Source organism: Salinimicrobium gaetbulicola (assembly GCF_042676025.1).
GTDB classification, from domain to species: domain Bacteria; phylum Bacteroidota; class Bacteroidia; order Flavobacteriales; family Flavobacteriaceae; genus Salinimicrobium; species Salinimicrobium gaetbulicola.
Genome location: NZ_JBHTJP010000035.1, coordinates 599,725 through 610,831, shown reverse-complemented (window position 1 = coordinate 610,831; position 11,107 = coordinate 599,725). Strand labels below are relative to the sequence as shown.

The following is an 11,107-nucleotide window of genomic DNA, read 5'->3' as shown; positions in this document are numbered from 1 at the left end:
AAATGAATTTCAGCCAGATGACATGAAATTCAGAAGCAACATTGAAGGGGTAAAAATAAGTATAATTTCAGGTTCAGCCGTCTAAACTTTTCAGGATTTATTAACGATATTTTCCACTCATCAATTGATATGAATTCAAAAAAAAGCCCGAAACTTAAAGTTTCAGGCTCTCTAAATACCGGTCGGCTAAAAATGCAGTTTAAGGCTGACCAATAAATATTGATATTTTAATCAAATGCTTCTTCCAGTCCCTTCACTTCCTGAAGGGTTCTTTCAATGGCATTCCTTTGCTTGATTAACAAGTTTGCAGTAGAAGGCGGAAGTTCCTTTTCGTTGATTGCCTCATTATATTCTTCTAAAGCTGCTTTCTCACCACGAATAGCTTCTTCCAACACCTCTTCTTCCTTATCTGAAGTCAGTGCAGATTTAAGATCCATCCACGCCCGGTGAACATCCCCTTTTACGCTTGTACCCTTATCGGGTGTTCCCCCGAATTTACTGATCTCGGCTTTAAGCTCATGACCAAAGTCATACCGCTGTCGTGCTTTATCTCCAAAGAAAGCTTTTAATCTTTCATTTTTAACATCATCAGCTGCGTTTTGAAAACCTTTTTCAGCATCATAATTCTTCTCCAACAACTCATTAAGCTTTTCAGTCACATCATTTGAATGGCTCATATCTTTTTCATTTTTTTGGTTGCAATAATTTATTTAATGATGCTTATCGTTTTACATCATAAGTAAAGGTAAGTTATAGAATCACTGAAAATCAATGTTTAACAGGGTTTAGCAGTCATTAACGGGACTTTAGGCAGAAAATATTTAATAGCGTTAAAAGCATACAAAATGTGGAGTTTTGCCGAATAATTTTTTTCTAACCTCCTTATTTACAATAAAAAAATAATAGTATCTTTGCAGCCTTATTAATAATCGGGGTCGGGAACCCCACAAATTAATTTTTATGCCAGTAAAAATAAGATTACAAAGACACGGTAAAAAAGGAAAGCCTTTTTTCTGGATTGTTGCTGCGGATTCACGCTCAAAAAGAGATGGTAAATTCCTTGAGAAATTAGGGATCTACAATCCAACTACTAATCCTGCGACTATCGAGTTAGATGTTGACAGTTCTGTAAAATGGTTACAGAATGGTGCACAGCCAACCGATACAGCAAGAGCTATCCTTTCTTACAAAGGAGCCCTTCTTAAAAATCACCTTGTAGGTGGTGTAAGAAAAGGCGCTTTGACCGAAGAGCAGGCAGAAGAGAAATTCAATGCATGGGTTGAGGAAAAAGCTGGAAAAGTTGATGCTAAGAAAGACGCATTGAGCAAAGAGCAGGAAGCTGCTAAAGCTAAAGCTCTTGAAGCTGAAAAGGAAGTAAACGCGAAGCGTGAGGCTGATGCCGCTGCAGCTGCTGCCCCGGCAGAAGAAGCTGCTCCGGAAGCTGAAGCAGAAGGTGAAACTACCGAGGAAGCGCAAGCTGACGAAAAACAAGATCAGGCAGAAGCTTAATTTTTTTAGCTAACGAGCAATGACAAAAGAAGAATGTTTCTACCTTGGCAGGATCGTTAGTAAATTTAGTTTCAAAGGAGAGGTATTGATCAAACTCGATACCGATGAACCTGAAAGTTATTTAGAAATGGAATCAGTTTTTGTCGAATACGACAATAATCTGGTTCCATTTTTTATTGAAAAAAGCAACCTTCAAAAAAGTAATTTATTGAGGGTGAAATTTGAAGAAGTAGATTCCGAAGAGGACGCAGAAGACCTTTTAAAATGCGACCTGTATCTACCATTAAATCTTCTTCCCGAACTTAGTGAAGATCAATTCTACTTTCACGAAGTAATTGGCTTCACGGTAGAAGATGTCAACTACGGAACCGTTGGAACATTAACAGGCATCAACGATACCACATCCCAGGCTCTTTTTGAAATCGAGAAAGACGGCAAGGAGATACTTATCCCTATGAATGACGAGTTCCTTCAAAAGGTTGACAAAAAGAACAAAAAGATCATCGTTCAGACCCCGGAAGGACTTATTGATCTATACCTTTAAAGATTTAAGGTAACATAAGGTTTATCTTACCGAATTTCACACCATCCTAAAACTTACAGTTTTGACCCCATTCAAATTCAAACAGTTCACAGTCGCCCAGGATCGTTGCGCCATGAAAATAGGAACAGATGGCGTTTTGTTAGGCGCATGGGCTTCACTTGACCACCAACCTTTTTCTATTTTAGATATAGGAACGGGCACAGGAGTGATCGCCTTAATGCTGGCTCAACGCAGCAGCGCAGACCTTATTGATGCTTTGGAGATCGACGAGGATGCCTATGAGCAGGCGGTTGAAAATTTTGAGAACAGCGACTGGGGCGACCGTTTATTCTGTTACCACGCTTCATTTGATGAATTTGTAGAGGAAATGCAGGAGGAGGAGAAATATGATCTCATCATCTCTAATCCACCATTCTATTCTGATGACTATTCTTCCGGAAATGCTCAAAGAGATCGGGCTCGTTTCGCTGAAGCTCTTCCGTTTGAGGAATTGATACAAGGCACTTCACTTTTATTATCTGAAGAAGGCAGGTTTAATGTCATTATTCCGAAGAAAGAAGAAGCGGATTTTCTAAAAATAGCGGAAGAATATCGCCTTTTTCCGCAGCGCATTACCCGGGTCAAAGGAGATGTCAATTCTGAAGTTAAAAGAAGTTTACTGGAGTTTGGTTTTGAGAAAAAAGATTTTGAACCTTCTGAACTGACCATAGAAAACTCCCGCCATAATTACACTCCTGAATATATTGAGCTGGTCAAGGATTTCTACCTGAAAATGTAATTTTCAAACCTTGTTCCTTATTCTTCGGGGCAATTCTTCGGTTTTTTCTTAAAATAATATTCTACAGTAAAATTCGTAGGCAATTCTCACTTGCCCTGAATTTCTGTTTGCGTAAATTTACTTTCCAGACAAACAGAAAACTAACAAATAATGAAAGCAGATCAATTTCAAGCCCCCGATTACTATAATATAGACGATCTTTTAGAAGACGAACATAAAATGGTTCGTGATGCAGCCAGAGAATGGGTGAAAAGAGATGTTTCACCTATCATCGAGGAAGCCGCTCAGAAAGCTGAATTCCCAAAACAATTAATTAACGGACTTGCCGAAATAGGCGCTTTTGGACCCTATATTCCGGAAGAATACGGTGGCGCAGGACTAGACCAGATCTCTTACGGACTTATCATGCAGGAGATCGAAAGAGGTGACAGTGGAGTACGCTCTACAGCCTCCGTACAATCTTCTCTCGTGATGTATCCGATTTTTAAATATGGAACTGAAGAACAAAAGAAAAAATTCCTTCCCAAACTTGCTTCCGGAGAAATGATGGGCTGTTTTGGATTGACAGAACCTGACCACGGATCTAATCCCGGCGGAATGACCACCAATTTCAAGGACAAGGGAGATCACTACCTGTTAAACGGTGCAAAAATGTGGATCTCCAATGCTCCTTTTGCAGATATCGCCATCGTATGGGCCAAAAATGAAGAAGGCAGGATCCACGGTTTGATCGTGGAAAGGGGAATGGAAGGATTCTCTACTCCCGAAACTCACAACAAATGGTCTTTACGCGCCAGCGCGACAGGAGAACTGATATTTGACAACGTAAAAGTACCGAAGGAAAACCTGATGCCCGAAAAAAGCGGTTTAGGAGCACCTCTTGGCTGCCTTGATTCTGCACGATACGGAATTGCATGGGGAGCGATAGGAGCGGCCATGGACTGCTACGATACTGCACTTAGATACTCCAAAGAAAGAATTCAGTTCGGAAAACCTATAGGTGGTTTCCAGCTTCAGCAAAAGAAACTTGCAGAAATGATCACAGAGATCACCAAAGCTCAATTACTGGCCTGGAGACTGGGAGTCTTAAGAAATGAAGGCCGCGCTACTTCTGCGCAAATTTCCATGGCGAAAAGAAACAACGTGGATATGGCCATTAAAATAGCACGCGAAGCTCGTCAAATACTAGGCGGAATGGGAATTACCGGTGAATACAGTATCATGAGACACATGATGAACCTGGAAAGTGTAATTACCTATGAAGGTACCCACGACATACATTTATTGATCACAGGAGCCGACATTACAGGAATTCCGGCATTCCAGTAAAATCTATTGAAGAAGGTCAAAACAAGGGCAGCGCTTACAGCGTTTGCCCTTTTTGTATTTTTCACAACATTCAGACTTTAATTTCAGCGGCTTTTCAGAGACCACAACCTCTTTCTGAAGGTACTCCAGGGTGGTTTCTTCATAAAATACAATCACCGTATACAGCATGTTATCACTTTCATTATTGTATATAATAGAATTACAAAAACCGAACCTTTTTAATTGAATATCAAAACTTTAAGTTTTAATCCTCATTAAATGGGGCGATCTTCACTTCAAGCCCATCCAGTTCCTTTTCAATAGGTATCTGGCAGCTAAGCCGGCTGTTGTGCTCTACGAAAAATGCCTGGTCCAGCATATCTTCCTCTTCATAGCTTTTTTCGGGCATGAGATGCTCCTTGTTTTCAATGTAGCACTGACAGGAAGCACACATGGCCATCCCACCACATATTCCAATAGTACCTTCAGGCGCGAGTTCGTGCAAACGAATCACCTCCATTAGGTTCATATTCATATCTGTGGGCGCATCTACCGCATGGGCATGACCTGCGCGGTCAATAATTGTGATCTTTATATCTGACATTTGAATAAAAAAGGACCTCAAAGGCTTTCAACCTTGAGGCCCTCAAAAATCATGCGTTAATTAATACTTTTTACCACTTCTCTTTTAGCCTCTTTTCTGCTTCCGTCAAAACCATCAACCCCGCTAACGGTCGTATACTTCATGACATATCGCTTATCTGGGAAGATCTTCTGGTACGCGCTCTGGCACATCACTGCTGCTTCGTGGAAACCACACAGGATCAATTTCAGTTTCCCGGGATAGGTATTAACATCTCCTATAGCGTAGATACCGGGAATATTAGTTTGGTAATCGTAACTGTTATCTACTTTGATAGCGTTCTTTTCGATCTCCAGACCCCAATTAGAAATGGGCCCCAACTTTGGAGAGAGTCCGAAAAGTGGAATAAAGAAATCTGTTTCCTTGATCTGTTCTTCGGAAGCTTCGCCTTTGTGCCGGATCACAACGGAATCCAATTTATCATCTCCTTTTAAACCTACTACTTCAGCTTCGGTAATAAGGTTGATCTTTCCTTCCTGGGCCAGATCTGAAACTTTCTCAACAGAATCCAGGGCTCCACGGAATTCATTTCTTCTATGAACAAGAGATACTTCCGAAGCAACCTCAGAAAGATAGATAGCCCAATCTAAAGCGGAATCTCCACCCCCGGCAATTACCACTTTCTTACCGCGATAATCTTCAGGCTCCTTGATCATATAGGCCACCCCTTTATTCTCGTATTTAGCAATATTTTGAATAGGTGGTTTTCGAGGCTCGAAACTACCTAAACCACCTGCAATAACCACCACAGGGGCATTGTGCTTCGTACCTTCACTTGTTGTAACGACAAAAGAACCGTCTTCCTGCTTTTCTATTGTTTCAGCTCTTTCTCCCAAAGTGAATCCTGGTTCGAAAGGCTTGATCTGTTCCATAAGATTATCCACCAAATCCCCCGCAAGTATCTCCGGAAAAGCCGGGATGTCATAAATGGGTTTTTTAGGGTAAATCTCTGAACACTGCCCACCGGGTTGCGGCAAGGCATCTATTAGGTGACACTTTAACTTTAATAATCCTGCTTCAAACACGGCAAAAAGGCCCGTAGGCCCAGCACCGATGATCAACATATCTGTTTTAATCATTTCTTCCTCTTTAAAGTTGGTGAAAAAGCTACTTTTCTATGTTCAGTACTTTTTCGATCTGGGGAACGTATTTTTTTATGGTCATTTCAACTCCCGATTTCAGGGTCATTTGATTGACCGTGCAGCCTACACAGGCTCCCAGAAGCTGCACCTTCACAAGGCGGTCATCTTCTATCCCTAAAAGAGAGATATCACCGCCATCACTTTTTAGAAACGGCCTGATCTCTTCAAGGGCCTTTTCAACATTTAAACGTACTTCTTCGCTAGTCATGACTATTTTTTAACTGCACTACAGCCGGCCATAGTGGTGATTTTAATTGCTTCGGTAGGAGGCAAACTACTGTTTCTTTCAACAGTTTCCTGAACCACGTTCTGAGTTAGCTTTTCAAAAGCTTCAGACAACGGGGTTCCATCCTGAAGAGCTGCCGGGTGACCAATGTCCCCTGCCTCCCTAATGCTCTGCACTAACGGGATCTGGCCAAGGAAAGGCACTTCAAGGTCTTCAGCTAACATCTTAGCACCTTCTTTTCCGAAGATGTAATATTTGTTTTCCGGTAATTCTTCCGGAGTAAAATAGGCCATATTCTCTACTATTCCCAATACCGGAACATTGATGGTTTCCTGCTGGAACATCGCTACTCCCTTTTTAGCATCGGCCAAAGCCACATTTTGTGGAGTACTTACCACCACGGCGCCGGTAATTGGCATAGATTGCATGATGGAAAGGTGAATATCTCCCGTTCCCGGAGGAAGGTCGATCAAAAGAAAATCAAGTTCACCCCAGGCGGCATCAAAGATCATTTGATTAAGCGCTTTGGCTGCCATAGGACCTCTCCAGATCACTGCCTGGTTAGGTTTGGTAAAGAAGCCGATAGAAAGAAGTTTCACTCCGTAATTTTCAACCGGTTTCATTTTAGATTTACCGTCTACGTTGACAGAAAGTGGACGTTCTGCCTCTACATCAAACATGATTGGCATTGAAGGCCCATAAATATCGGCATCTAAAAGCCCCACTTTAAAGCCCATTTTTGAAAGGCTTACTGCGAGGTTAGCTGTAACGGTAGATTTACCCACTCCTCCTTTACCGGAGGCTACAGCAATTATATTTTTAATTCCGGGGATCGCTTTCCCTTTGATTTCCTGTTTTTCGGGAGCCTGAACTTTGATGTTTACTTTCACTTTAGCCTTTTGGTAGACGTGCTCGTGAATAGCTTTCATAACATCAACTTCAGCTCGCTTTTTTATGTGAAGTGCAGGAGTGGTAAGCAAAAGATCAACTACAACCTCATCGCCAAAGGTCATAATATTCTGAACTGCGCCACTTTCGACCATATTTTTTCCTTCCCCAGAAACAGAAATTGTCTCCAGAGATTTTAATATTTCTTTTTTATCAAGTTTCATGCTGTGTCGTATCGATTTAGAATAGCTTATATAGATTCATTCTAAACGCAAATATAAGCCGAAAACCTAAGATAACCATGTTATTACCCATTTTTGACGATCGATATAAATGATAGGGAGATAGATGCTAAAGTTCCCTGGAAGGATCCCAGAAATACTGTTGAAAATCAACTATTTTATCATCTTTTACTTCGATCCCTTCCGCCTCCAATTGTTGTTGCATAACATAGGTACCGGGGAAATGATGTTTTCCTGTTAAAAGTCCGTTGCGATTTACTACCCTGTGAGCGGGAATATCTTCCATTTTTGAAGCATTGTTCATGGCCCAGCCAACCATTCTGGCACTTCGGGCAGCCCCCAGATAGACTGCAATGGCTCCATAACTGGTCACCCTGCCCTCAGGAATAAGTTTAACCACCTCATACACCCGATCAAAAAAGTTTTCCTTCTCCATTTTTAGTAGAAAATCCTGATGAAAGTGATTATAACGAGTATCAACATGAGTCCAGCCATAAAGTAATTGGAATACCTCGCGAAAATAGTTCCTTCGGCTTCGATCTTAGCGAAGAAAAGGGCGTACAAGTAAAGCGTGGTAAAAGTCCCCAGGGAAGCAGCCAATACAAAAACGGTGTTATTTAACACATGATATTCCACATTGCCGTTGACATTGAGAGCAGCTCCCAGGGCAACAAAATAAGGAATTGGAAAAACATTGAGCGCGCCGATCATAACCCCTTTCATGATGCTTCTCACTCCGGAAGTAGGGCTCACCTCCACCACTTTTTGCCGGCGTTTGGCCATGATCAAAAAATAGATCATCATGATAAGAAAGATAACCAGTCCCGCCCGAAGCAGCACATTCTGGACGATGGGATTATTAAAGATATACCGGGCTAAAAGAATTGCGATCAAGGCCTGGATGAGCACCACAACAGAGGCCCCAAAGGCTACATATATACCGTTCTTCTTACCTCTTTGCACACAGGTTTTCGCCACGCTCATGTTTACAAGACCGGGAGGCACGACCCCTAGCAGGGCAGCAAAGTAAGTAATAAGGAAAATTTTAGTTTCCTCCAAAGGCGCTTATTTTATCCTGAACTGGACGTAAGTTATTGGTTTTCCTTGCTCAAGATACTGTTTTTCATAGAATGTCTGTATCCCAACCACTTCTTTCGGCGAATATTCATTCTTGTACACATCATGATTGGCCTGTATTACTTCGTGACCTTCACCGTGAAGCAGCCCAAGAGTATATCCATGCATGAACTCGCTGTCGGTTTTTAGATTTACCACTCCGTCTGGTTTCAGGATCTTTTTATATTTCTGAAGAAATTCAGAATTGGTCATACGATGTTTTGTTCTCTTATATTTGATCTGAGGATCTGGGAAGGTGATCCAGATCTCATCCACCTCATTTTCTCCGAAAAGCTGATCGACCAATTCTATTTGGCTGCGCAGGAATCCAACATTATCAAGACCTTCTTCCAAAGCCGTTTTAGCACCGCGCCAAAAACGGGCACCTTTAATATCTATTCCTAAAAAGTTCTTTTCAGGATATGCTTTTGCAAGCCCTACACTATATTCGCCTTTTCCACAACCCAATTCGAGCACCAAAGGTTTATCATTTTTAAAGAATTCTTCAACCCATTTTCCCTGAAGTCTGAACTTTCCTTCTACTACTTCTTCGCGAGTTGGCTGCACCACATTTGAAAACGTCTCGTTTTCTCTAAACCTCTTTAATTTATTCTTACTTCCCACCTGAAAATTTAATATTTTGGTAAAATTAAAGAAAATAAATCCACAGGCCATCTTTTTATATTTACAATATGCGCAAGAAACGTATACTGGTCGCCCCGCTGAATTGGGGACTTGGTCACGCAACACGTTGTATCCCTATAATTAAGGAACTCATCAATCAGGGATTTGAGCCAGTACTGGCATCAGATGGGGCAGCGCTTTTATTACTTCGGAAAGAGTTTCCACAACTAAAAAGTTTTGAACTTCCAGCTTACAACATCTCTTATTCTACTAAAGGAAAATTTCTAAAATGGAAATTACTTTTTAAAACCCCAGGGATCCTGAATACCATCAGACAGGAAAAAATCGCCACGAAAAAACTGGTAGAAGAAGAGAATCTATCCGGAATTATTTCTGACAGCCGATTTGGAGTGAGATATGAGCACCTTTCAAATGTTTTTATCACCCATCAGCTTAATGTCCTATCAGGAAATACTACATTTCTAAGCAGTCACATTCACCGAAAATATATTCAAAAGTATACTGAATGCTGGGTTCCCGATCTACCCGGAAGAAAAAATCTGAGTGGTTACCTGGGTCATCTTAAACACCCGGCAGAGAATATAAAATATCTGGGGATCTTAAGCAGATTTGAGAAAAAGGATCTGCCTAAAAAATATGATCATATGGTCTTACTGTCGGGACCGGAACCTCAACGTACTCTTCTAGAAGAAAAACTTCTGGCTGAATTAAAAGAAACCGAAAAAAAGATCATTTTTGTGAGGGGTGTAATTTCAGAAGAATCTTTTCAAAGCCCATCCCCGAATATTCACATTCATAATTATTTATTCGGAAGGGAACTGGAAAACGCTTTGAATGAAAGTGAACTGATCATTTCAAGATCAGGCTACACCACTTTGATGGACCTTTCAAAACTGGAAAAAAAGGCGTTTTTTATTCCCACCCCCGGACAATTTGAACAGGAATATCTCGCTTCCCGAATGGAAAAACTCGGAATTGCTCCTTTCTGCAAACAACAGGACTTCAAAGGTTCCATGCTGGAACGGATTAAGAATTTTTCAGGATTAAGCGCCCCCGGGTCCACCGGAAATTTTTCAGGATTGTTTGGCCTTTTTAAGGGTAAATGAGAATTCACTGCCCATTCCAAAAGTACTTTCTACGAATATCCTTTCCTTATGAGCTTCAATTAGGTGCTTTACTATTGATAATCCCAGGCCTGAACCGCCTTCCTTACGGGAACCGCTTTTATCAACCCTGTAGAATCTTTCAAAAAGCCTCGGAATATGCACAGGCTGGATTCCTTCCCCATTGTCAGACACCCGAATTATCACTTTATTCTTTGAAAGGTTTTCGATCAAAACTTCGGTTGTACCATCGTTCTTTCCATATTTTATGGAATTTACAATGAGGTTTGTGAGCACCTGCTGGATCTTCTCCTTGTCAGCAAAGACCATAACAGGTTTATAAGGAGTTCCAAATTCCAGATTTATATTCTTTTTGGCAGCTTTCATCTCAAGCAGGTCAAATACGTTCTGAATCACTTCAACGATATCAAAGTTCTCTTTATTCAACCCCAGTTCTCCGGTTTCCAGTTTAGTGATCATATCAAGATCTTTCACTATATAGATCAGTCTTTCAACCCCTTTTGAAGCCCGGTTAAGATATTTCTTCCGAACCTTTTTATCTTTCATAGCTCCGTCAAGTAGGGTTTCAATATAACCTTGGACTGTAAAGAGAGGAGTTTTTAACTCGTGAGAGATATTCCCCATAAATTCCTTCCGGTAACTATCCCTCATTTGCAGTGCTTCGATCTCCAATTTCTTCCCTTCAGCAAATTTTTCGACTTCCTTAGAAAGAGTCGCGATATCGGTTAGAGTCATCTCTTCGGGATCCAGCGAAGAAGTACTTAAAAGACTAACATTTTCGTAGATCTTTTTGATCTTCTTATAAATGAAGAACTCCACCCTGTATTGGATTATCAGAAAAGAAAAGATCAGGCAGGAAAGACCATATACCAGAATCAATTTCATTGAAAATTCACCGGCGAATATCAGGAAACCAGCAGAAAATATGGTTAGAAAAAAAGT

The 11,107-nt window shown here is 41.0% G+C and carries 14 protein-coding genes; 5 read left to right on the top strand and 9 right to left on the bottom strand.

Features of this window, described 5'->3' with window-relative positions; all coding sequences use genetic code 11:
• Positions 1–227: 227 nt before the first annotated feature.
• Positions 228–677: a ferritin-like domain-containing protein gene (locus ACFQ1G_RS12180; protein ID WP_380739932.1), complete on the bottom strand. Its 450-nt coding sequence runs from the start codon at positions 675–677 to the stop codon at positions 228–230.
• 283 nt (positions 678–960) lie between these two features.
• Between ACFQ1G_RS12180 and ACFQ1G_RS12175 the strand changes: the two genes are divergently transcribed.
• The 4 genes from ACFQ1G_RS12175 (at position 961) to ACFQ1G_RS12160 (ending at position 4,160) form a co-directional block, all read left to right on the top strand.
• Entirely contained in the window at positions 961–1,509 is a 549-nt protein-coding gene (locus ACFQ1G_RS12175; RefSeq protein WP_380739931.1) for a 30S ribosomal protein S16, read from the top strand.
• 19 nt (positions 1,510–1,528) lie between these two features.
• Complete coding sequence (rimM, locus tag ACFQ1G_RS12170; RefSeq protein WP_380739929.1) at positions 1,529–2,053, top strand: ribosome maturation factor RimM; 525 nt, start codon at positions 1,529–1,531, stop codon at positions 2,051–2,053.
• A gap of 112 nt (positions 2,054–2,165) precedes the next feature.
• Positions 2,166–2,831 (top strand): tRNA1(Val) (adenine(37)-N6)-methyltransferase, encoded by a 666-nt coding sequence (locus ACFQ1G_RS12165; RefSeq protein ID WP_380740805.1) that lies wholly within the window; start codon positions 2,166–2,168, stop codon positions 2,829–2,831.
• Between the two features lie 150 nt (positions 2,832–2,981).
• On the top strand, positions 2,982–4,160 hold the full coding sequence (locus tag ACFQ1G_RS12160) for an acyl-CoA dehydrogenase family protein (RefSeq protein WP_380739927.1): 1,179 nt from the start codon (positions 2,982–2,984) through the stop codon (positions 4,158–4,160).
• A gap of 244 nt (positions 4,161–4,404) precedes the next feature.
• Here the strand turns inward: ACFQ1G_RS12160 and ACFQ1G_RS12155 are convergent, their stop codons facing one another.
• The 7 genes from ACFQ1G_RS12155 to trmB form a co-directional block, all read right to left on the bottom strand.
• Positions 4,405–4,743, bottom strand: a complete 339-nt coding sequence (locus tag ACFQ1G_RS12155; protein ID WP_380739925.1) for a 2Fe-2S iron-sulfur cluster-binding protein — start codon at positions 4,741–4,743, stop codon at positions 4,405–4,407.
• A gap of 56 nt (positions 4,744–4,799) precedes the next feature.
• Positions 4,800–5,861 (bottom strand): NAD(P)/FAD-dependent oxidoreductase, encoded by a 1,062-nt coding sequence (locus ACFQ1G_RS12150; RefSeq protein ID WP_380739923.1) that lies wholly within the window; start codon positions 5,859–5,861, stop codon positions 4,800–4,802.
• A gap of 28 nt (positions 5,862–5,889) precedes the next feature.
• Positions 5,890–6,132, bottom strand: a complete 243-nt coding sequence (locus ACFQ1G_RS12145) for a NifU family protein (protein ID WP_380739921.1) — start codon at positions 6,130–6,132, stop codon at positions 5,890–5,892.
• A 2-nt stretch (positions 6,133–6,134) separates the two neighbouring features.
• Positions 6,135–7,262, bottom strand: a complete 1,128-nt coding sequence (locus tag ACFQ1G_RS12140) for an Mrp/NBP35 family ATP-binding protein (RefSeq protein ID WP_380739919.1) — start codon at positions 7,260–7,262, stop codon at positions 6,135–6,137.
• Positions 7,263–7,389: 127 nt separating this feature from the next.
• Positions 7,390–7,716: an MGMT family protein gene (locus ACFQ1G_RS12135; RefSeq protein WP_380739917.1), complete on the bottom strand. Its 327-nt coding sequence runs from the start codon at positions 7,714–7,716 to the stop codon at positions 7,390–7,392.
• A 2-nt stretch (positions 7,717–7,718) separates the two neighbouring features.
• Positions 7,719–8,339 (bottom strand): LysE family translocator, encoded by a 621-nt coding sequence (locus tag ACFQ1G_RS12130; RefSeq protein ID WP_380739915.1) that lies wholly within the window; start codon positions 8,337–8,339, stop codon positions 7,719–7,721.
• A 6-nt stretch (positions 8,340–8,345) separates the two neighbouring features.
• On the bottom strand, positions 8,346–9,020 hold the full coding sequence (gene trmB / locus ACFQ1G_RS12125; protein WP_380739913.1) for a tRNA (guanosine(46)-N7)-methyltransferase TrmB: 675 nt from the start codon (positions 9,018–9,020) through the stop codon (positions 8,346–8,348).
• A 68-nt stretch (positions 9,021–9,088) separates the two neighbouring features.
• On the opposite strand from trmB, the gene ACFQ1G_RS12120 reads away from it, so the two are divergent.
• Positions 9,089–10,147, top strand: coding sequence for a glycosyltransferase (locus ACFQ1G_RS12120; protein ID WP_380739911.1), 1,059 nt, complete (start codon positions 9,089–9,091; stop codon positions 10,145–10,147).
• Here the strand turns inward: ACFQ1G_RS12120 and ACFQ1G_RS12115 are convergent.
• Positions 10,115–11,050: a sensor histidine kinase gene (locus ACFQ1G_RS12115; RefSeq protein WP_380739910.1), complete on the bottom strand. Its 936-nt coding sequence runs from the start codon at positions 11,048–11,050 to the stop codon at positions 10,115–10,117. The genes ACFQ1G_RS12120 and ACFQ1G_RS12115 overlap by 33 nt on opposite strands.
• Positions 11,051–11,107 lie beyond the last annotated feature (57 nt).